Origin of the sequence: Streptomyces violaceorubidus, from assembly GCF_000717995.1 — a bacterium.
In the GTDB taxonomy this organism is placed as follows: domain Bacteria; phylum Actinomycetota; class Actinomycetes; order Streptomycetales; family Streptomycetaceae; genus Streptomyces; species Streptomyces violaceorubidus.
Window position 1 is genome coordinate 106154 of sequence record NZ_JODM01000011.1, and the last position, 21451, is coordinate 127604.

Genomic DNA, 21451 nt, shown 5'->3' on the forward strand with positions numbered 1-21451 from the left:
GGCCGTCTCAGGTTCGGGTGGCCCAGGCGTAACGGTGCTCGGGGCGGCCCGCCTCGCCGTACTTGAGTGTCAGGACGGCCCGTCCGGTGCGTTCCAGCAGCTTCAGATAGCGCTGCGCGGTCTGGCGGCTCACGCCGGTCCGTTCGGCGATCTCCTGGGCGGAGAGGGGGCCGTCGGCCTTCAGCAGGCACTGGCGCACCAGCTCGGCGGTGGTGGGGGAGTGGCCCTTGGGCAGCCCGGGTTCGGAGGGTGCCGACAGGGCGCCGAAGATCCGGTCGACCTCGGCCTGTTCCGCCTCACCGCCCCCGTCGAGGGTGCGGCGCAGTTCGGCGTACGCCTCCAGTTTGGCGCGCAGACCGGCGAAGGCGAACGGCTTCACCAGGTACTGGAGCGCACCCTGACGCATCGCCGCCTGCACGGTCGACACGTCGCGGGCGGCGGTCACCATGATGACGTCGGCCTGGCGCCCCCGCCGCCGCATCTCCCGGACGACCTCCAGTCCCGTCCGGTCGGGCAGGTAGTGGTCCAGCAGGATCAGGTCGAGGCGGGGCAGCCTCTCCACCGCGTCCAGCGCCTCCAGCGCGCTGTGTGCCTCACCGGCGACGTGGAAGCCCGGCACCTTCTCGACATAGGCGGCGTTGACGCGCGCGACGCGCGTGTCGTCGTCCACGACCAGGACCTCGATCATCGGGACTCCTCCTCGGCGGCGGCGGTCACAGGGGCGGTGAGGGCGGGGTGCGGGACCGGTTCGGTCAGGGCATCCGGGAGGACGATGACGAACTCCGCACCGCCGCCGTACGCCTTCCCGACGGCCGCGCTGCCGCCCTGCCGTTCGGCCAGGCGGCGCACCAGCGACAGCCCGATGCCGCGCCCGCGGTGCGCCGGCGCCTCCTTCGTGGACCAGCCCGCGGTGAACACCAGGTCCCGGTGGTCCGCCGGAATCCCGGGCCCCGTGTCGCGCACCGTGAGTGTGGCGGCGCGTCCCTCGGCACGCAGTTCGACCTCCACGCGCGCGTGCGCCGTCCCCGCGGCGGCGTCGAGGGCGTTGTCGACCAGGTTGCCGACGATCGTGACGAGTCCCCGGGGATCGACCAGGCGGTCCGGCAGCCGCGTCCGGTCCGACACCCACAGGGCGACTCCCCGTTCGGCCGCGACGGTGGCCTTGCCGACCAGCAGCGCGGCGAGCAGCGGGTCCTGGATCCGCTCCGTGATCTGTTCCGCGGTGACCCGGTGGTCGCCGACCACCTCGCCGACGAACTCCACGGCGTCGTCGTACATCTCCAGTTCGAGCAGCCCCAGCAGGGTGTGCATGCGGTTGGCGTGCTCGTGGTCCTGCGCGCGCAGCGCGTCGATCAGGCCGCGCGTGGAGTCCAGCTCCCGGCCGAGCTGTTCCAGCTCGGTGCGGTCACGCAGTGTGGCGACGGCCCCGCCGTCGTCGGTGGGCATCCGGTTGGCGACCAGGACCCGCTGGCCGCGCACGGTCAGCAGGTCGGTGCCGGTGACCCGGCCGGCCAGGACGTCGGCCGTGCGCCCGGCCCCGAGCGCCTCGTCGGGGGACCGGCCGACGGCCTCGCCGCCGATGTCCAGCAGGCGCTGCGCCTCGTCGTTGAGCAGGCGCACCCGGCCGCCGCGGTCGAGCGCCACGACCCCCTCCCGGATGCCGTGCAGCATGGCCTCGCGCTCCGCCAGCAGCCCCGCGATGTCCGAGAAGGCCAGGTCCCGGGTCTGCCGCTGGACCCGGCGCGAGATGATCCAGGACGCCAGGGCGCCGACGGCCAGCGCACCACCGGCGTAGGCGAACAGGCCGGGGATGGCGTGGATCAGCCGCGCCCGGACGCTGTCGTACGCGATCCCGACCGAGACCGCCCCGACGATCTCGCCGTCGCCGTCGCGCAACGGCACCTTCCCGCGGGCGGAGCGGCCCAGGGTGCCGTTGTCGATCTCCATGACCTCACGGCCGGACAGCGCCTGCCCGGGGTCGGTCGAGACGACCTGGCCGATGCGCCGCGGGTCGGTGTGCGACCAGCGCACGCCCTCGCGGTCCATCACGACGACGTACTCCGCCTTCGTGGCCTCACGGACCCGTTCCGTCTCCCGCTGCACCGGGCCGTTCGCCGTCGGCCGGGTGGTCTTGAGGTCCCGTACGACCTGCGGCTGCTGCGCGGTGGTCTGCGCGATCGCCAGCGCCCGGCGCATCGCCTGGTCGTCCAGCTGGTCGCCGAGCGGCGCCAGGAACAGCCCGGTCGCGAGCACGGCGACGCCCGCGGCGATCGCCAGCTGCATCAGCAGCACCTGTGAGAACACCCGCCGCGGCAGGCCCAGGCGCAGTCGGCGGACGGGGGGAGTGGAGCTCATGGCCATGACGGTACGTGGGGCCGGTGGCGTGCCGTAGGGGGGTGCGGCGCGTATCTCCCACGGGTGGGGTGCATCCCCCTGGGGGAGGTCAGCCGGCCAGTGCCGCCGCCAGCGGCAGGGCGCGCACCGCGGTGACCTCCATCCGCGCCGGCGAGCCCAGCACGGACGCCCCGCAGCTCTCCGGCCGCGGCGGCGCCGACGCCCCCTGTACGACGGCGACCCGCCAGTGCCGGCCGTCGCGGTGGGCCAGGGTCACCTCCCAGCGCGGTGCGGCGCCGTCCGTCCGTACGACGGTCAGGGCCTCGGCCGTGTCCTCGCCGACGGCCGACCGCAGGGCCAGCTCGGCCGCCTGGGCCGGGCGCTCCCACGCGGAGCTTCCGCGGCAGCCCTCGACGACGATCCGGTCCTCCCGCGCGCTGTGCAGGATCTGCTTGACGGCGTGGGCCTGGACCCGGCCGTAGACGTATCCGTGGGGCAGGACGAGCACGGTCGGTGAGAAGCGGTGACCGCCCAGGTGGGTGACCTCCCAGACGCCGTCGGCTCCGGAGGCGGCGAGTTCGGCCGCGAGGGGTCTGCCGAGCAGGGCGCAGCACCGGTCGCGTTTTCCGTTGGTGCAGACGAGGGCGAGCGGATCGCCCGTGTGCGGGCGGCCGTCCAGCACCGAGTCGAAGGTGTGGTGGTCGCCCCGGCCGAGTGCCGCGAAGTCGAGTTCGAGCAGCCGACGGGGGTCCTTGATCGCGGTGCCGTGCAGCCACACGTTCCCCGGCACGGTGTGGGCCGCGTACACCGTGCGTTCGGCGGGCGTGCCCTGGTCCGCGTGGCGGCCGGGGCGGCGCACGAGCGCGACGCGCACGCCCGTCCCCTTCACCGCCGCGTCGAGGGCGCGCCCCAGCGCGGTGTCCAGGTGGCTCGAGGTGAGCGCCTTGGCGCCCCACGGGCCGGGCTGTTCGAGCAGCAACCAGGTCCTCGCGACGGGTGCGGTGCCCGAAACGGGCTCGTCGAGGTCCCCGGAGACGGCTGAGCACGTACTCACAGAGGTGAGCCTAACCTGACTTGGCCCGCGACGACTTCCAGCCGCGCCTGGGCACTACTCCGGCAGGGGGCGCGGCGGCTTCGCACCCGAGTACAGCCCGCTCGGGCGCATCCGCAGCGGGCGCTCCCCGTACTCCTCCAGGGCGTGCGCGATCCAGCCCGCCGTACGGGCCACCGCGAAGATCGTCTCGGCCGCGGTGGGGGCCATGCCGGAGGACACGGTGAGCACGGCCAGTGCCAGGTCGACGTTGGCGTGCAGCGGGGTGTGGCGGGCGGCGGTGGCCTGGACGTCCCGGGCCGCCGCGAGTGGGGGCGCCGCCCGGGGGATGTCCTCCAGGAGCGCGAACAGGGCCCGCGCGCGGGGGTCCTCGCCGGGGTAGAGCCGGTGGCCGAGCCCGGGGATGCGCCGGCCGGCCCGCAACTCCTCCGCGACCACCGGCGCCGCGCTGCCCAGATCGAGCACCTCCAGCAGCATCCGGTGGGCGAGTCCTCCGGCGGCGCCGTGCAGCGGCCCCTCGATCACGCCGAGCCCGGCGGACACGGCCGCGTAGGCGTGCGCCCGTGCCGACGCGGCGACGCGCACGGCGAGCGTGGAGGCCGCCAGGTCGTGGTCGACGAGAAGACAGAGCGCCGTGTCGAGGGCGCGCAGGGTCGGTTCGTCGGCGTCCTGCCCGCTGAGCCGGGTCCACAGCCGGCGGGCGATCGGATCCTGGTCGTCTCCGTCGCGCAGTACGGGCGGCAGCGCGGCGACGAGGGTGGGGATGAGGGAGCGCGCCGTGCCCAGGACCGCGTCCTCGGTCAGGTCGAAGCGGAGCGGGTCCGTGACCGCCGCGGCGATGGCCGCGACGCGGAGCCGGTCGGCGGGGCCGGCGTGTTCGGGCAGGGCGTCGACGGCGCGACGGGCGACGGCCACGGAGGATTCCGGTGCCGGGAAGGCGGCGCCGGGACGCAGCCGTCCGGTCCACAGCCACTCGGCCACCTCCTCGTAGGTGTGACGAGCGGCGAGTTCGACCGCGTCGACACCCCGGAAGTAGTACCGGTCGCTCTCGATGAGCGTGAGGCGGGTGCGGACGGTCAGCTCCTGTCCGGTGGCCGGGGCCGCGCCCGTGCCGCCGTCGCGCCGGTTGCGCCGGGCGAGGGCCCGCACTTCGTCGGCCTCGAAGGTGCTGCCCCGCGAGCCGGGCGTCCGTCGGCTGCCGAGCTGCCCGCGGCTGACGTACGCGTACACGGTCTCGGGCTTCACCCCGAGCAGTTCGGCCGCCTCCCGGGTGGTCAGGCGCCGCTCGCCGCCGGCGGTGTGGTCGGGCTCTTGATCGCGCATGAGGTCACCGTATCGATCGGAGGCGGTTCGTCTTGAGTGCTGTGGAACATTGTGTTGATGCAATCAATATTGACAGATCTGAAGTCAAGTATGGACAGTAGAGTCAAGTCCGAGGAGGTAATCATGTCCGTCAAGGGAACCGCAGCGGCCGCAACGCTCGTCGAGGTGCCGCGTGGGCTCGCCGGTGTCGTGGTGGCCGACACCGAGGTCGGCGACGTGCGAGGACTGGAGGGCTTCTACCACTACCGCCAGTACTCGGCCGTCGAGCTCGCTCAGAGCCGCGGCTTCGAGGACGTCTGGCATCTCCTGGTCCACGGGGAACTCCCCGACGCGCGACGCGGGGCGGCCTTCGCCGCCGAGACCGCCGCGCTGCGGCGGCTCCCCGACGCGGTGAGCGCCGCCCTGCCCGCCATCGCCGAGGCCGGTGGCCGCTCCGGCCCCCTCGCCGGGATGCGCACGGGTCTGTCCCTGCTGGGCGCCGCCCTCGGTTTCGGGCCGGTGTACGACCTCTCCGTCGACCAGCGCCGGCAGGACACCCTGGTGGCCGCCGCGGCCGTGCCGACGCTGCTGACCGCGCTGTACCGGCTGGGACGGGGGCTGGAGCCGGTGGGCCCCCGCGAGGACCTGTCGTACGCGGCGAACTACCTTTACATGGTGACCGGCGAGGAGCCGGACGAGGCCCGCACGCGGGCTGTCGAGCAGTACCTGATCTCCACCATCGACCACGGGTTCAACGCGTCGACCTTCACCGCGCGGGTCATCGCGTCGACGGGCGCGGATGTCGCGGCCTGCCTGACCGGTGCGGTGTCGGCGCTGTCCGGCCCGCTGCACGGCGGCGCGCTCAGCCGGGCGCTGGACACCCTGGACGCGATCGGCACCCCCGACCGCATCGACGCGTGGATCCGTGAGCGGGTGCTCGCCGGTGACCGCGTCATGGGCTTCGGTCACGCGGTCTACCGCACGGAGGACCCGCGCTCGCGGATGCTGCGTGAGGTGGCGCAGCGGTTCGGCGGCCCGCGCGTGGAGTTCGCGGTCGAGGTGGAACGTCAGGTCGAGGCGATCCTCGCGGAGCTGAAGCCGGGGCGGGAACTGCACACCAACGTCGAGTTCTACGCCGGCGTGGTCATGGAACTGTGCGGCCTGCCCCGCGAGATGTTCACGCCCACGTTCGCGGCGGCGCGCGTGGTGGGCTGGAGCGCGAACATCCTGGAACAGGCGCGGGACTCGAAGATCATCCGTCCGGCGGCCCGGTACGTGGGGCCGGGGGCCCCGGTGGGTGTACCGGCGGTGGCCTGAGACGTGCGAGAGGCCTGGTGCCGTTCGGGCGCCAGGCCTGGTCGGGGAGGGTCGAGCAAGGAGGGGGTGCCGGGTTGCTCGCCGGTGGTGGGTCCGTGGGCCGTCGTCGGTGGGTGCGGCCGAAGACACGGGGAAGGTCAGGCGTCGGGGATGTCCGCCTTGGCCCGGATGAGGGTCTCCCGGCTGACGACCACGATGCGTTCGTAGTCGGCGCGGGCGGCGTCGGCGGGCAGCTCACGCTCCAGCGCCTCGGTGGCCTCGGTGCCGATGACGGCGAAGTTGCCGTCGCTCAGTTCGAACAGGTCGGGGCAGGTGGATCCCGAGTTACTGCCCCGAGCGCTGGGCGGCACACCGATGCGGCGCACGATCTTCAACGGTACCGGTCCTAGTGTCCAGAGTGATGGTGAGCACAAGCTACTGGGGTTCATGAGGCTCACGTCGCTGGATGGCCGAAAATCGCTCCGTCGTGTCGCCGGTTCCGGTGCGTTGACCTGCGCGGCCGAGTCCGCGCGGCCGCACCGTCAGTCTGTCGGAGGGGTCCCCACAACCCACCATTCGTCGGTGTCGGCCTCGTCGAGATCGTGGACGAGGCCGTCGATCATGCGGCCCAGCCGGGCTTCCTCGGACGCCTCGTTCAGGGAGGCGCGCATGTGCTCGGAAGCGTCCCAGTACTCCCGGAAGACGGGGCTCTGGAAGAACTCGCGCAAGGTCCGGTACAGCTCCTCCCGGTCCAGCAGGCCCGCTCGGTGGCAGTGGTACAGATGTGTGTACCAGGCGTTGGCGTAGAAGAACTGACGTCGTTTCCGCGCCGGGATGCTCTTGTCGTAGGTGTCGATGACCTCCGCCAGTGAAGGGTCGTCGAGCGCCCTGTTCAGCAACGCCCAGTGCATGCGCTGCTGGTGCCGCAGTGCCTCGCGCCGGATGGCCAGCTCCTCCAGCCGCAGCCGGCGCTCGTGCAGACGGGCCCGGTCCAGCCGCCGCTGCCGCGCGGCCAGCAGCATGCCGGCCGCGACGGAGCCGAACCTCCCCGTGATGTTCTTCTGTGTGGCCATGTCAACCCCCGAGTCAGGCGACCGCCCGCCGGTCGTCGAGTGCGGGTCGGCTGACGGGGACCGGCGAGCGATGGGCGGCGCTTGCCGCCTCCAGAGTGCCGAGCGGCGCTGATCGACGGGGAGGCGGAGAGGAGGCGCACGGAGGGAAGCGAGGGTCGCACGGTCCGGCGCCTTGGAAAACGTCTGCCCCGCGCACGCTGCTAACGATCGTTCACTTCGTGCCGAGGGCGACGGCTCGTATCCTGAGCAGGCCATTCCGCACGCATGGGTGAGAGAGAGGTCGCACGGTGGGGCAGCGCCCGACTCCGCAGCAGATCCCGGTCGTCGTGCTCGCCGGGTTCCTCGGCTCCGGGAAGACCACCCTGCTCAACCACCTCCTCCACCGCAGCGGAGGCAGCCGTATCGGCGCCGTCGTCAACGACTTCGGTTCGATCGAGATCGACGCGATGGCCGTCGCCGGCGCCCTCGGCGACTCCACCGTGTCGCTGGGCAACGGATGCCTGTGCTGTGCCGTCGACGCGAGTGAACTGGACGGGTATCTGGAGCGGCTCGCACGCCCCGAGGCCGGCATCGACGTGATCGTGATCGAGGCCAGCGGCCTGGCCGAACCGCAGGAACTGGTGCGGATGCTGCTCGCCAGCGAGCAACCGGGGGTCGTCTACGGCGGGCTCGTCGAGGTCGTCGACGCCGCCGAGTTCGACGACACCCGCGCCCGGCACCCCGAGATCGACCGGCACCTGGCCCTCGCCGACCTGGTCGTGGTCAACAAGACCGACCGGGCCCAGGACGCCGAGCGCGTGCTCGCCCTGGTGCACTCGCTCGCCGACGGTGCCGCCGTCGTGCCCGCGACGTACGGCCGCATCGATCCCGAGTTCCTCTACGACTGCCGGCCCAGCGAGGAGCGAGTGGGGCAGCTCTCCTTCGACGACCTGCACGACCACACGGAGGGCGGCACACACCCCGGTCACCTGCACGCCGCCTACGACACGCTGTCCTTCGTCTCCGACCTGCCGCTCGAACCGCGCCGGCTCATGCGCTTCCTCGACAGCAGGCCCGAGGGCCTCTACCGGATCAAGGGGTACGTGGACTTCGGACCGTACGACGCGCGGAACCGGTACGCCGTCCACGCCGTCGGACGCTTCCTGCGCTTCTACCCGCAGCCCTGGACGTCCGCCGACGCCCGCCTCACCCAGCTCGTCCTCATCGGCTCCGGCATCGACGCGGCGGCCCTCGGCGGGGAACTCGACGCGTGCCGCCGGGACGCCGACGCCCCGCACGCCGACGAGCACGGCATGTGGGGCGTCCTGCGCTACGTACCCGACGGCGAGGACCCCGACGGCGAGGACCCCGGCGACGAGGACCTCGATGCCGAGGACCCCGACGGCGGGGAGTCGCCGTCCGCCCTCTAGGCCGGGCCAGCCACCACCGACACCGTCTTCGGCAGCGACACGCCCGAGCCGTCGCGGCGCGGGTCGACGTCCGGGAGCTGGGCCGGAGTGCCGTTCTTCTGGGCGGCGAGGGCCGGGGTGGCGCCCGCCCAGGCGAAGGCCAGGCAGTCCTCGCCCTTCAGGAACCGCTGGCAGCGCACCCCGCCCGTGGCACGGCCCTTGCGCGGGTACTGGTCGAACGGCGTGAGCTTGGCCGTGGTCTGCACGGAGTCGTCCAGCGTGCCGCGCGATCCGGCCACCGTGAAGACCACCGCGTCCGCCGCCGGGTCCACCGCGGTGAAGGAGATGACCTTGACGCCGTCGGCGAGCTTGATGCCCGCCACACCACCCGCGGGACGGCCCTGCGGGCGGACCTGCGAGGCCTGGTAGCGCAGGAGCTGGGCGTCGTCCGTGATGAAGACCAGGTCCTCGTCGCCGGTGCGCAGCTCGACCCCGCCCACGATGCGGTCGCCCTCCTTGAGGGTGATGACCTCCAACTCGTCCTTGTTGGAGGGGTAGTCGGGCACCACCCGCTTGACGACGCCCTGCTCCGTGCCGAGCGCGAGCCCCGGCGAGGACTCGTCCAGCGTGGTCAGGCAGACGACGTCCTCGTCGTCCTCCAGGGACACGAACTCCGCCAGTGGCGCACCGCCCGCGAGGTTCGGAGTCGGCATGGACTCCGGGAGCTGGGGCAGATCCACGACGTTCACCCGAAGCAGCCGCCCGGCGGAGGTCACCACGCCCACCTCGCCGCGCGCCGTGGCCGGCACCGCGGAGACGATCAGGTCGTGCTTGACCCGCTTGGCCCCGGACTCCGTGACGAGGGGCTCGTCGTTCGCGGTGCGGGCCAGCAGGCCCGTCGAGGACAGCAGCACCCGGCACGGGTCGTCCGCCACCTGGAGCGGCACGGCGGCGACCGGGGCGCCGCCGGACTCCAGCAGCGTCGTACGGCGGTCGGTGCCGAACTTCTTGGCCACCGCCGCCAGTTCGGCCGAGACCAGCTTGCGCAGCTCCGCGTCCGAGTCGAGGATCCGGGTCAGCTCCTCGATCTCCGCGTTCAGCCGGTCCTTCTCGGACTCCAGCTCGATGCGGTCGTACTTGGTGAGCCGGCGCAGCGGCGTGTCCAGGATGTACTGCGTCTGGACGTCGCTCAGCGAGAAGCGCTCGATCAGGCGCTGCTTGGCCTGCGCGGAGTTCTCGCTGGAGCGGATGAGGCGGATGACCTCGTCGATGTCGACCAGGGCGGTGAGCAGGCCCTCCACCAGGTGCAGCCGGTCTCGCCTCTTGCTTCGGCGGAACTCGCTGCGGCGCCTGACGACGGTGAAGCGGTGGTCGAGATAGACCTCCAGCAGCTCCTTGAGGCCCAGGGTGAGGGGCTGGCCGTCCACCAGGGCGACGTTGTTGATGCCGAAGGACTCCTCCATGGCCGTCAGCTTGTAGAGCTGCTCCAGGACCGCCTCGGGCACGAAGCCGTTCTTGATCTCGATGACCAGGCGCAGTCCGTGCTCGCGGTCGGTCAGGTCCTTGACGTCCGCGATGCCCTGGAGCTTCTTCGAGCCGACCAGGTCCTTGATCTTGGAGATGACCTTCTCGGGTCCGACCGCGAAGGGCAGCTCCGTGACGACGAGGCCCTTGCGACGGGCCGTCACCGTCTCCACCGACACCGTCGCGCGGATCTTGAACGTGCCGCGACCCGTCTCGTACGCGTCCCGGATTCCGGGCAGGCCGACGATCCGGCCGCCGGTGGGCAGGTCGGGGCCGGGCACGTGCTTCATCAGCGCGTCCAGGTCGGCGTTCGGGAACCGGATCAGGTGCCGGGCCGCCGCGATCACCTCGCGCAGGTTGTGCGGCGGCATGTTGGTGGCCATGCCGACCGCGATGCCCGAGGCGCCGTTGACCAGCAGGTTCGGGAAGGCGGCGGGCAGTGCCACCGGCTCCTGCTCCTGGCCGTCGTAGTTGGGGGCGAAGTCGACGGTGTCCTCGTCGATGGACTCCGTCATCAGCCCGGCGGCCTCGGCCATGCGGCACTCCGTGTACCGCATGGCGGCCGGCGGGTCGTCGTTGCCCAGCGAGCCGAAGTTGCCGTGGCCGTCCACGAGGGGGACGCGCATCGAGAAGGGCTGGGCCATGCGCACCAGCGCGTCGTAGATCGACGCGTCGCCGTGCGGGTGCAGCTTGCCCATGACCTCGCCGACGACGCGGGCGCACTTCACGTAGCCGCGCTCGGGCCGCAGGCCCATCTCGTTCATCTGGTAGACGATGCGGCGGTGCACCGGCTTGAGGCCGTCGCGGGCGTCCGGCAGCGCACGGGAGTAGATGACCGAGTACGCGTACTCGAGGAAGGAGCCCTGCATCTCGTCGACGACGTCGATGTCGAGGATCTTCTCCTCGTACGAGTCGTCGGGCGGCGGGGTCTTCGTACTACGGCGGGCCATCGCTGCCGGCTCCTTGCTGAAGCGTGAACGGTGATCTGACGCCGTCCATTGTGGACTGCGGCACTGACAGCGACGGACCAGGACCCGTCACCGGCTGCCCGGCCCGGCGCTGCCCGCAGGGTACGCCCTCGCCCCGCACCGCCGTCCCCGGCGGCCCGTCAACCGCGTTCTCGCTCTCGGCGTACGGGGTCCGGGAACTCCACCGGCGGCCCGCACGCTTGCATACAGTGGCAGGATCGACGGAATTCCGCAGTTCCGCCCACTGATTCCACCAGGTGGTACACCCCGTGGTGCCACCAGGATCTCGCGATCGAAGGGACGTACATGCCCATGGGTCACACGGCCACAGCCCAGGCAGGCTCCGGCGGCCTGACAGCGACCGAGCACCGCCTGGCCAACGGCCTGCGCGTGGTGCTCTCCGAGGACCACCTGACCCCGGTCGCGGCGGTGTGCCTCTGGTACGACGTCGGCTCGCGCCACGAGGTCAAGGGGCGTACCGGCCTGGCTCACCTTTTCGAGCACCTCATGTTCCAGGGCTCCGCCCAGGTCAAGGGCAACGGTCACTTCGAGCTGGTGCAGGGCGCCGGCGGCTCGCTCAACGGCACCACCAGCTTCGAGCGGACCAACTACTTCGAGACCATGCCCGCCCACCAGCTGGAGCTCGCCCTCTGGCTGGAGGCCGACCGCATGGGCTCCCTGCTGGCCGCCCTGGACGAGGAGTCGATGGAGAACCAGCGGGACGTCGTCAAGAACGAACGCCGCCAGCGCTACGACAACGTCCCCTACGGCACGGCCTTCGAGAAGCTGACCGCCCTCGCCTACCCGGAGGGGCACCCCTACCACCACACGCCGATCGGATCGATGGCGGACCTGGACGCGGCGACCCTGGAGGACGCACGCGCCTTCTTCCGCACCTACTACGCACCGAACAACGCGGTGCTGTCGGTCGTCGGCGACATCGACCCCGAGCAGACGCTCGCCTGGATCGAGAAGTACTTCGGCTCCATCGCCTCGCACGACGGCAAGCAGCCTCCCCGGGACGGTTCGCTGCCCGACGTCATGGGCGGGGAGCTGCGCGAGGTCGTCGAGGAGGAGGTCCCGGCCCGCGCCCTGATGGCGGCCTACCGCCTGCCCGAGGACGGCACGCGCGCGTGCGACGCGGCCGACCTGGCCCTGACCGTCCTGGGCGGCGGCGAGTCGTCCCGCCTGTACAACCGGCTCGTACGCCGCGACCGCACGGCCGTGGCCGCCGGGTTCGGCCTGCTGCGGCTCTCCGGGGCGCCCTCCCTGGGCTGGCTGGACGTGAAGACGTCCGGTGACGTCGAGGTGCCGGTCATCGAGACGGCCATCGACGAGGAGCTGGCCCGGTTCGCCGAGGAGGGTCCCACGGCCGAGGAGATGGAGCGCGCCCAGGCCCAGCTGGAGCGCGAGTGGCTGGACCGCCTGGGCACGGTGGCGGGCCGCGCGGACGAACTGTGCCGGTACGCCGTCCTGTTCGGCGACCCGCAGCTCGCCCTCACCGCCGTGCAGCGGGTGCTCGAGGTGACCGCGGAGGAGGTCCAGGAGGTCGCCAAGGCCCGCCTGCGCCCCGACAACCGCGCGGTGCTCGTCTACGAGCCCACCGCCCCGGCCCCCGCCGACGAGACCACCGTCACCGTCTCCGTGACCGACGCCAGCGACGAGAACGAGGAGGCGGCCAAGTGACCGAGCTCGCCACCATGGAATTCCACGCCCAGCCGCAGGCCGGCGAGCCCAAGCCGTGGGCGTTCCCCGCCCCCGAGCGCGGCAGCCTCGACAACGGCCTCACCGTGCTGCGCTGCCACCGCCCCGGCCAGCAGGTCGTCGCGGTCGAGGTGCTCCTGGACGCCCCCCTGGACGCCGAGCCGGCCGGTCTCGACGGCGTGGCCACGATCATGGCGCGCGCCTTCTCGGAGGGCACCGACAAGCACTCCGCCGAGGACTTCGCCGCCGAGCTGGAGCGTTGCGGCGCCACCCTGGACGCGCACGCCGACCACCCCGGCGTCCGGCTGAGCCTGGAGGTGCCCGCCTCGCGTCTCGCCAAGGCCCTCGGCCTGCTCGCCGACGCCCTCAGGGCGCCCGCCTTCGCCGACGGCGAGGTCGAACGGCTGGTGCGCAACCGGCTCGACGAGATCCCGCACGAGCTGGCCAACCCCTCCCGGCGCGCCGCGAAGGAACTCTCCAAGGAACTGTTCCCGGCGACGGCGCGCATGTCGCGCCCGCGCCAGGGCACCGAGGAGACGGTCGCGGCCATCGACTCCGCGGCCGTACGCGCCTTCTACGAGCGCCACGTCCGCCCCGCCACGGCCACCGCCGTGGTCGTCGGCGACCTCACCGGCGTCGACCTGGACGCACTGCTCGGCGACACCCTGGGCGCGTGGACCGGCTCGGCCGCCGAGCCGCGTCCCGTCCCTGCGGTGACCGCCGACGACCGGGGCCGGGTCGTCATCGTGGACCGTCCCGGCGCCGTCCAGACGCAGTTGCTGATCGGCCGCACCGGCGCCGACCGGCACGACCGCGTGTGGCCCGCGCAGGTGCTCGGCACCTACTGCCTCGGCGGCACCCTCACCTCGCGCCTGGACCGCGTCCTGCGCGAGGAGAAGGGCTACACCTACGGCGTTCGGGCGTTCGGCCAGGTCCTGCGGTCCGCGCCGGACGGCACGGGTGCCGCGATGCTCGCCATCAGCGGGTCCGTCGACACCCCCAACACCGGTCCCGCCCTGGAGGACCTGTGGACGGTGCTGCGCAAGCTCGCCGCGGAGGGCCTCACCGACGCCGAACGCGACGTTGCCGTGCAGAACCTGGTGGGCGTGGCACCGCTGAAGTACGAGACGGCGGCGGCCGTGGCGAGCACGCTGGCCGACCAGGTCGAGCAGCACCTGCCCGACGACTTCCAGGCCACGCTCTACCGTCAACTGGCCGCCACGGGCACCGTGGAGGCCACCGCGGCGGTCGTGAACGCCTTCCCGGTGGACCGCCTCGTGACGGTTCTCGTCGGCGACGCGGCGCAGATCAAGGAGCCCGTCGAGGCCCTCGGCATCGGTGAAGTGACCGTGGTGGCGGCGGAGTAGCGGCACGCGCGCGCGGTGGCCCTGGTGACCGGAGTGTCAGCAGGGCCGCAGGGCCACCGTTTGTCCGAATTGGGGGAGTGACGGCCCGTCTGCCCTGTGGCGTGCACTACAAAAAGCCTGTTGCGTTTGAGTATTGAACGCAGCCGCGTTTAGCGTCTTCCGGGCTGTTCGTCAGGCAGTGCGCCGCACCCGCGGCACCGGACAGTCATCGCCGAGTCCCCGTACGGCGCGAGCCAGGGGAGCCGGGGACCCAACGCAGTCCCTGGGGTGAATCGGACGCCCGCGCGCACCGCGAGGGGGTCCGTAGGAGACCTTCCACCTCCGAACCCGTCAGCTAACCCGGTAGGCGAGAGGGAAGGAAAGGACAAGCCTCTACATGGCGTTCACGCGCGCCACCGGGAAGCACCGCCGTCCCAGCCGGATGCACCGCACCACCGCCCGCGCGGCGGGAGTCGCGGCCCTCGCCACCACCGGCGTCGTCGGCACCCTCGCGGCTCCGGCGCTCGCCGCCGAGTCCGAGGTCGAGCAGAGCGGACTCACTCCGGTCGTCACCATCGGCGACTCCATAGCCGACGAGATCGACGCACAGGCCGTCGCCCAGAAGCAGGCGGCCCTGGACGCCGCGGCCCAGGAGGCGGCCCGCGAGCGGGCGGCCGAGGCGGCCAAGGAGGCACGCGAGGCCAAGGAGCGCGCCGCGCGGGAGGCGGAGCGCAAGCGCCTCAACACCTTCGTCGCGCCGATCACCGCGTCGTACGTCTCCACCGCGTACCAGGCCGGCAGCTCCCTGTGGTCCTCCGGCAGCCACACCGGCATCGACTTCCACGCCTCCAGCGGGACGACCGTGCACGCCGTGGGCGTCGGCACCGTCGTGGAGGCCGGCTGGGGCGGGGCGTACGGCAACCAGGTGGTGATCAAGATGCACGACGGCACGTACACGCAGTACGGGCACCTGTCGTCCATCGGCGTCTCGGTCGGCCAGTCGGTCGAGCCCGGCCAGCAGATCGGCCTGTCCGGCGCCACCGGCAACGTCACCGGACCGCATCTGCACTTCGAGGCCCGCACGAGCTCCGAGTACGGCTCGGACATGGACCCCGTCTCCTACCTCCGCTCCCACGGCGTGAACGTCTGACGCAGGCGTCCGAAAGCCCCGGCTTCCCGAGCCGGGGCTTTTCGCATTTAATATCGCTTGATTGGCCTGGGATCGTGCAACACGCGTCAGTCATCGGCGTTTCACGGGGGCAAAGGGGAGGTCGCTCATGCGTATTCCGGCGCATTCGGTGTGCACGGCGATCCGGGACGACATCGTCACCGGCGTACACGGCCGCGGGAGCCGGCTCACCGAGGAACTCCTCGCCCGCCGCTACGGAGTCTCCCGCGTGCCGGTCCGCGAGGCCCTGCGCACGCTGGAGGCCGAGGGCTTCGTGGTGACCCGGCGGCACGCGGGCGCGTGCGTGGCCGAGCCGACCGAGCGGGAGGCCGCCGACCTGCTGGAGACGCGCACGCTCCTGGAGCCGCTCGGCGCCTCCCGGGCCGCCCGGCGGCGCACCGAGGCCCACCTCAAGGTGTTGCGCGGCCTGGTCAGGCTGGGGCAGGACCGGGCCAGGCAGGGCACCGGCGAGGAACTGCGCGCACTGGGCGGCTGGTTCCACGAGACCCTCGCCCGGGCGGCGGACAGCCCCTCCCTGGCGGCGCTGCTGACCCAGCTCCGCCACAAGATCGACTGGATGTACGTCGTGGAGGCTCCGGCCGGTCCGGTGGAGTACTGGGCGGAGCACGGCGCCATCACGGATGCCGTGGCCCGGGGGGACGGCGAACGCGCGCGGGAGCTCATGACCCTGCACATCGAGCGGTCGGCGTCCGCGCACCGGCTGCGCTTCGCCTCCGGCGGCGGACGGACGGAGCGTGTGAGGAATGCGCAACATCCCGTAAACACGGCGGGCCCGCGCCGGTAACGCGTGCCGTATACAAAGGGCGGGGAATTCCGTCCGGTGTTTTTCTGCTGCCCGTGAACGGGATCAACGGGATCAACGGGATCAACGGGATCAACGGGATCAACGGGCGGGCGGGCCGAAAAAGCCGAAAGAGCAGAACGAGAAAAGAAGCGAAAGGCCCGTCCGGTGTCCCCGGCGGGCCTTTCGACGGTTCCGTCCGTCGGGCTCAGACGGTCTCGGGAAGCTCCTCGAGCCCCTCGGCGACCAGCTTCGCCAGCCGCTCCAGGGCGGCCTCGGCGCCCTCGGCGTCGGAGGCGAGGACGATCTCCTCGCCGCCCTGGGCGCCGAGCCCGAGGACGGCCAGCATGGAGGCCGCGTTGACGGGGGACCCGTCGGCCTTGGCGATCGTGACCGGGACGCCGGTGGCCGTGGCGGCTCGGACGAAGATGGAGGCGGGGCGGGCGTGGAGACCCTCGGCCCAGCCGACGTTGACGCGGCGCTCAGCCATGTGATGCTGCCCTTCAGGTGTTCAGAGGGTTGGAGTTGTCTAGACCAGCGTTGTCTAGACCAGTTTCCCACATCGTGAAGCAAGCCCGGGACGACCGCCTGCGCCGTCCCGTGCGGTGCTCGGACCGCGGCCTCGGCCCGAGCTCGTGTCCCCCACAGACTGCCCCGCGCCGTTGTCGTACGCGAGCCGTACTCTGGGGCCCATGCAGACCTCGTCGGACCGGCACGAGTACCCCGCCCACTGGGAAGCCGACGTGGTGCTGCGCGACGGCGGCACCGCGCGCGTCCGCCCCATCACCGTCGATGACGCCGAGCGCCTGGTCAGCTTCTACGAGCAGGTGTCCGAGGAGTCGAAGTACTACCGCTTCTTCGCGCCGTACCCCCGCCTGTCCGCCAAGGACGTCCACCGCTTCACGCACCACGACTTCGTGGACCGGGTGGGACTTGCGGCCACCATCGGCGGCGAGTTCATCGCCACCGTACGCTACGACCGGATCGGGGTCGGCGGGGCGCCCGCCACCTCCCCCGCCGACGAGGCCGAGGTCGCCTTCCTCGTCCAGGACGCCCACCAGGGGCGCGGCGTCGCCTCGGCCCTCCTGGAACACATCGCGGCCGTCGCCCGCGAGCGGGGCATCCGCCGCTTCGCCGCCGAGGTGCTGCCCGCCAACAACAAGATGATCAAAGTCTTCATGGACGCCGGGTACACCCAGAAGCGGAGCTTCGAGGACGGGGTGGTCCGCCTGGAGTTCGATCTCGAACCCACCGACCGCTCGCTGGCCGTGCAGTACGCGCGCGAGCACCGCGCGGAGGCCCGTTCCGTCCAGCGGCTGCTGCAACCGGGCTCGGTCGCGGTCGTCGGCACCGGCCGCACCGCGGGCGGCGTCGGCCGCAGCATCCTCGGCAACATCCGGGACGCGGGCTACACGGGCCGCCTGTATGCCGTGAACAGGGCCTTTCCCGAGGAGCAGAAGCAACTCGACGGCGTCCCGGCCTGCCGCTCCGTGCGCGACATCGCCGGGCCCGTCGACCTCGCCGTCGTCACCGTGCCCGCCGAGCACGTCCCCGACGTCGTCACCGAGTGCGGCGAGCACGGTGTGCAGGGGCTGGTGGTGATCTCCGCCGGTTACGCCGACAGCGGTCCCGAGGGACGCGAACGCCAGCGCGCCCTCGTACGGCAGGCGCGCATGTACGGCATGCGCATCATCGGACCCAACGCCTTCGGGATCATCAACACCTCCCCGGACGTGCGGCTCAACGCCTCGCTCGCCCCCCGGATGCCGCGCCCCGGCCGGATCGGCCTGTTCGCCCAGTCCGGCGCCATCGGCATCGCCCTGCTCTCCCGGCTGCACCGGCGCGGCGGCGGGGTCACCGGCCACACCGGCGTGTCCAGCTTCGTCTCCTCCGGCAACCGCGCCGACGTCTCCGGCAACGACGTCCTCCAGTACTGGTACGACGACCCGGAGACCGACGTGGCGCTGATGTACCTGGAGTCCATCGGCAACCCGCGCAAGTTCACCCGGCTGGCCCGGCGCACCGCGGCCGTCAAGCCCCTGGTCGTGGTGCAGGGGGCCCGGCACGGCGGCGTGGCACCCCAGGGGCACGCCGTACGGGCGACCCGGCTGCCGCACGCGACCGTCTCCGCGCTGCTGCGGCAGGCCGGCGTGATCCGGGTCGACACCATCACCGACCTGGTCGACGCGGGGCTGCTCCTCGCCCGCCAGCCGCTGCCCGCCGGACCGAGGGTGGCCATCCTGGGCAATTCGGAGTCCCTGGGACTGCTCACGTACGACGCGTGCCTCTCCGAGGGCCTGCGCCCGCAGCCCCCGCTGGACCTGACGACCGCCGCCTCGGCCGACGACTTCCACGCGGCCCTGGCCAGGGCCCTGGCCGACGACACGTGCGACGCGGTCGTGGTGACCGCCATCCCGACGGTGGGGGAGGGGGCGGCCAGGGACGCCGCGATCGCCAAGGCGCTGCGCTCGGCGGCGGCCGCGGTCCCCACCAAGCCGGTCCTCGTGGTCCACGTGGAGCTGGGCGGCCTGGCTCAGGCCCTGTCCGCGGCGACGAGCACCGCCCCGCAAGCGGCTCCGGGCACGGTCTCCCCGGCTGGTCCGGGCGGCAAGCCGCAGGCCACCCAGGGCGCCGCCCCCGGCCCCGTGGAGGAGGCTGCGCCCGACCAGTCCCACCCGTCCGGCCCGCCCCGTCCGACCGCCGCACCGGCCCCGCCGCAGCCCTCCGTCCGGGCCCCGGAGGGATCCCGCCTCATCCCCGCCTACCCCGCGGCCGAACGGGCCGTCCGCGCCCTCGGCGAGGCCGTCGCCTACGCCCAGTGGCGGCGCGAGGCCGCCGACCCGGGCAGGGTCCCGGAGTACGAGGACATCGACGAGAAGGGCGCCGCCGAGCAGATAGCGGGCTACCTCGCCCGCGGTCAGGGGCTCACCCTCGGCGCCCAGGAGACCTGCGAGCTGCTCGGCAGGTACGGCGTCCGGGTCCACCGCGCGCTGCCCGCCCCCACCCCCGACGACGCCGCGAGGGCCGCGCGGGCCATCGGCTACCCCGTGGCCCTCAAGGCCACCGCCCCGCACCTGCGGCACCGCGCGGACCTGGGCGGCGTACGCCTCGAGCTCGCGGACGAGGAGCAACTGCGCCGGGCCTACGCCGAACTGACCGAGCTGTTCGGGGCGCCCGCGGAGCTGCGCCCGGTGGTGCAGGGCATGGCCCCGCGCGGCGTCGACACCGTCGTACGGGCGGTCATCGACCCCGCGGCCGGCGCGGTGCTCTCCTTCGGCCTCGCCGGCGCCGCCACACAGCTGCTCGGTGACATGGCGCACCGGCTGATCCCGGTCACCGACCGGGACGCCACCTCGCTCATCCGCTCCATCCGCACGGCGCCCCTCCTCTTCGGCTGGCGCGGCTCCGCCCCCGTCGACGCCGCCGCCCTGGAGGAGCTGCTGCTGCGGGTCTCCCGGCTGGTCGACGACCACCCGGAGGTCGTCGCGGTCACCCTGGAACCCGTGGTGGTCGCCCCGCGCGGCCTGAGCGTCCTCGGCGCCTCCGTCCGCCTCGCACCCCCGCCCGCCCGCGACGACCTGGGCCCGCGGACGCTGCCGGCGTACTGATCCGCCCCGGGACGGGTGCCGCAGGAGCGTCCCTCGCAGTCAGCGGGTCCCCGTAGGATGGTCGGCATGGCCAAGACCAGTACGACGACCCAGGGGCTGCGAGCGGCGATCGAGCGCAGCGGCTACTACCCGGCCCTCGTGGCCGAGGCGGTGGAGGCCGCCGTGGGCGGCGAGCCCGTGCGGTCGTACCTGGTCCATCAGGAGACGACGTTCGACCAGAACGAGGTGCGCCGGCACGTGACCGTGCTCGTCCTCACCGGCAACCGCTTCATCGTCAGCCACACCGACGAGCAGGCCGCCGACGACACCTCCCCGACGCCGTACGCCACGACGTCCACGGAGTCCGTCAAGCTCGGCCGGATCTCGTCCATCGTCGTCAGCCGCGTCGTCGCCAACCCGGAGAAGTACAAGCCGGGCACACTGCCCCGCGAGATCGTGCTGACCATCGGCTGGGGCGCCGTCTCCCGCCTCGACCTGGAGCCCGCCGCCTGCGGCGACCCCAACTGCGAGGCCGACCACGGCTACACGGGCAGCTCGACCGCCGACGACCTCAGCCTGCGCGTCAGCGAGGCCGGGGACGGCCCCGAGACGGTGCGCCAGGCGCTCGCCTTCGCCCAGGCGCTCTCCGAGGCGACCGCGGACTCCGCCCGCTGATGGTGCAGCACACCGCCTGGGACACCCACCCGGAACCGCTCCCCGTCGACTCCGCCCCCGTCCCCGAGTACGGCACGGGCTCCCTCGCCGATCTGCTGCCCACCCTGGCCGCGGGCCTCGGCGTACCCGGCATGACCGCCGGGATCACCGAACTGACCCCCGCCGACCGCAACTGCGTCTTCCTGATCGACGGCCTCGGCTGGGAGCAACTGCGCGCCCACCCCGAGGACGCCCCCTTCCTCAGCTCGCTGCTGGACAGCTCGCGCGGCGGCACCGGGCGCCCGATCACGGCCGGCTACCCGGCGACCACGGCGACCTCCCTCGCCTCCGTCGGCACCGGCCTGCCGCCGGGCGCCCACGGCCTGCCCGGCTACACCGTGCGCAATCCCGACACCGGCACGCTGATGAACCAGCTGCGCTGGCAGCCGTGGACCGCGCCGGGCCCCTGGCAGCCGTATCCGACCGTCTTCGGCCTCGCCCACGAGGCCGGTGTGCACGCCGCCCAGGTCTCCTCGCCCACCTTCGCCAACACCCCGCTGACCAAGGTCGCGCTCAGCGGCGGCGAGTTCCACGGACGGCTGTCCGGCGAGGACCGGATGGACTGCGCGGCCGAGCAGCTGGCCCGCGCCGACCGCGCCCTCGTCTACACGTACTACGCCGAGGTCGACGGCGCCGGACACCGCTTCGGCGTCGACTCCGACACCTGGCGCGGACAGCTCGGCCACGTCGACCGGCTCGTCCAGCGCCTCGCCGAGCAGCTGCCGCCGCGCAGCGCCCTGTACGTCACCGCCGACCACGGCATGGTCGACGTGCCCTTCGACGAGGACCACCGCATCGACTTCGACGAGGACTGGGAGCTGAAGGCGGGCGTCGCCCTCCTCGGCGGCGAGGGCCGCGCCCGCCACGTCTACGCCGTCCCCGGCGCCCACAACGACGTGCTGACCTGCTGGCGCGAGGTGCTCGGCGAGCAGTTCTGGGTGGCCTCGCGCGAGGAGGCGATCGCGGCGGGCTGGTTCGGCCCCCGCGTCGACGACCGGGTCCGCGACCGCATCGGCGACGTGGTCGCCGCCGCCCGTGACGACGTCCTGCTCATCGCCTCCGAGCGCGAGCCCAAGGAGTCGGCGATGGTCGGCAACCACGGCTCGATGACCCCTGCCGAGCAGCTCGTCCCGCTGCTCGAAGTACGCTCCTGACCCGCTCACGTCCCCCTCGCTGCCGAAAGGTGCCCCACCC

17 protein-coding genes and 1 riboswitch are annotated in these 21451 nt (G+C 72.8%); of the genes, 9 read left to right on the plus strand and 8 right to left on the minus strand.

Going from position 1 to position 21451, the window contains the following annotated elements:
- Nucleotides 1-7: 7 nt before the first annotated feature.
- The 4 genes from IE94_RS0116415 to IE94_RS0116430 form a co-directional block, all read right to left on the minus strand.
- Nucleotides 8-688, minus strand: a complete 681-nt coding sequence (locus IE94_RS0116415) for a response regulator (protein ID WP_030184460.1) — start codon at nucleotides 686-688, stop codon at nucleotides 8-10.
- Nucleotides 685-2355: an ATP-binding protein gene (locus IE94_RS0116420; RefSeq protein WP_030184462.1), complete on the minus strand. Its 1671-nt coding sequence runs from the start codon at nucleotides 2353-2355 to the stop codon at nucleotides 685-687. Before IE94_RS0116420 ends, IE94_RS0116415 begins: the two co-directional genes overlap by 4 nt.
- An 88-nt stretch (nucleotides 2356-2443) precedes the next feature.
- Nucleotides 2444-3388 (minus strand): ferredoxin family protein, encoded by a 945-nt coding sequence (locus IE94_RS0116425; protein ID WP_030184464.1) that lies wholly within the window; start codon nucleotides 3386-3388, stop codon nucleotides 2444-2446.
- Nucleotides 3389-3442: 54 nt separating this feature from the next.
- On the minus strand, nucleotides 3443-4708 hold the full coding sequence (locus tag IE94_RS0116430; RefSeq protein ID WP_030184465.1) for a citrate synthase: 1266 nt from the start codon (nucleotides 4706-4708) through the stop codon (nucleotides 3443-3445).
- A gap of 123 nt (nucleotides 4709-4831) precedes the next feature.
- On the opposite strand from IE94_RS0116430, the gene IE94_RS0116435 reads away from it, so the two are divergent.
- A complete protein-coding gene (locus IE94_RS0116435; RefSeq protein WP_030184467.1) occupies nucleotides 4832-6004 on the plus strand; it encodes a citrate synthase/methylcitrate synthase in 1173 nt (390 codons plus the stop codon).
- 137 nt (nucleotides 6005-6141) lie between these two features.
- Here the strand turns inward: IE94_RS0116435 and IE94_RS0116440 are convergent, their stop codons facing one another.
- Nucleotides 6142-6378 (minus strand): hypothetical protein, encoded by a 237-nt coding sequence (locus IE94_RS0116440; protein WP_030184469.1) that lies wholly within the window; start codon nucleotides 6376-6378, stop codon nucleotides 6142-6144.
- Nucleotides 6379-6525: 147 nt separating this feature from the next.
- Nucleotides 6526-7056, minus strand: coding sequence for a DUF6082 family protein (locus IE94_RS0116445; protein ID WP_030184471.1), 531 nt, complete (start codon nucleotides 7054-7056; stop codon nucleotides 6526-6528).
- Nucleotides 7057-7343: 287 nt separating this feature from the next.
- On the opposite strand from IE94_RS0116445, the gene IE94_RS0116450 reads away from it, so the two are divergent.
- Complete coding sequence (locus IE94_RS0116450) at nucleotides 7344-8465, plus strand: CobW family GTP-binding protein (protein ID WP_051777535.1); 1122 nt, start codon at nucleotides 7344-7346, stop codon at nucleotides 8463-8465.
- Here the strand turns inward: IE94_RS0116450 and IE94_RS0116455 are convergent.
- Entirely contained in the window at nucleotides 8462-10918 is a 2457-nt protein-coding gene (locus tag IE94_RS0116455) for a DNA gyrase/topoisomerase IV subunit A (protein WP_030184475.1), read from the minus strand. The genes IE94_RS0116450 and IE94_RS0116455 overlap by 4 nt on opposite strands.
- A 324-nt stretch (nucleotides 10919-11242) precedes the next feature.
- On the opposite strand from IE94_RS0116455, the gene IE94_RS0116460 reads away from it, so the two are divergent.
- From IE94_RS0116460 to IE94_RS0116475, 4 genes are all read left to right on the plus strand, one after another.
- Nucleotides 11243-12622, plus strand: coding sequence for a M16 family metallopeptidase (locus IE94_RS0116460; protein WP_030184478.1), 1380 nt, complete (start codon nucleotides 11243-11245; stop codon nucleotides 12620-12622).
- Nucleotides 12619-14007 carry a M16 family metallopeptidase gene (locus IE94_RS0116465; protein ID WP_030184481.1) on the plus strand — a complete coding sequence of 463 codons (1389 nt, stop codon included), beginning with the start codon at nucleotides 12619-12621 and terminating at the stop codon, nucleotides 14005-14007. The genes IE94_RS0116460 and IE94_RS0116465 overlap by 4 nt, the downstream gene beginning before the upstream one ends.
- Nucleotides 14008-14206: 199 nt before the next feature.
- A riboswitch (cyclic di-AMP (ydaO/yuaA leader) is annotated at nucleotides 14207-14371 on the plus strand.
- Between the two features lie 12 nt (nucleotides 14372-14383).
- The gene (locus IE94_RS0116470; protein WP_030184483.1) at nucleotides 14384-15136 is read left to right on the plus strand and encodes a M23 family metallopeptidase; all 753 of its coding nucleotides are present in this window, start codon (nucleotides 14384-14386) and stop codon (nucleotides 15134-15136) included.
- 127 nt (nucleotides 15137-15263) lie between these two features.
- Complete coding sequence (locus tag IE94_RS0116475; RefSeq protein WP_030184485.1) at nucleotides 15264-15959, plus strand: GntR family transcriptional regulator; 696 nt, start codon at nucleotides 15264-15266, stop codon at nucleotides 15957-15959.
- Nucleotides 15960-16164: 205 nt separating this feature from the next.
- On the opposite strand, the gene IE94_RS0116480 is transcribed toward IE94_RS0116475, so the two are convergent.
- Entirely contained in the window at nucleotides 16165-16446 is a 282-nt protein-coding gene (locus tag IE94_RS0116480) for an HPr family phosphocarrier protein (protein ID WP_003973180.1), read from the minus strand.
- 202 nt (nucleotides 16447-16648) lie between these two features.
- Between IE94_RS0116480 and IE94_RS0116485 the strand changes: the two genes are divergently transcribed.
- The 3 genes from IE94_RS0116485 (at nucleotide 16649) to IE94_RS0116495 (ending at nucleotide 21411) form a co-directional block, all read left to right on the plus strand.
- Complete coding sequence (locus IE94_RS0116485; RefSeq protein ID WP_030184487.1) at nucleotides 16649-19564, plus strand: bifunctional acetate--CoA ligase family protein/GNAT family N-acetyltransferase; 2916 nt, start codon at nucleotides 16649-16651, stop codon at nucleotides 19562-19564.
- 66 nt (nucleotides 19565-19630) lie between these two features.
- A complete protein-coding gene (locus IE94_RS0116490) occupies nucleotides 19631-20218 on the plus strand; it encodes a DUF5998 family protein (protein WP_030184489.1) in 588 nt (195 codons plus the stop codon).
- A complete protein-coding gene (locus tag IE94_RS0116495) occupies nucleotides 20218-21411 on the plus strand; it encodes an alkaline phosphatase family protein (protein WP_030184490.1) in 1194 nt (397 codons plus the stop codon). Before IE94_RS0116490 ends, IE94_RS0116495 begins: the two co-directional genes overlap by 1 nt.
- The last annotated feature ends 40 nt before the right edge of the window (nucleotides 21412-21451 follow it).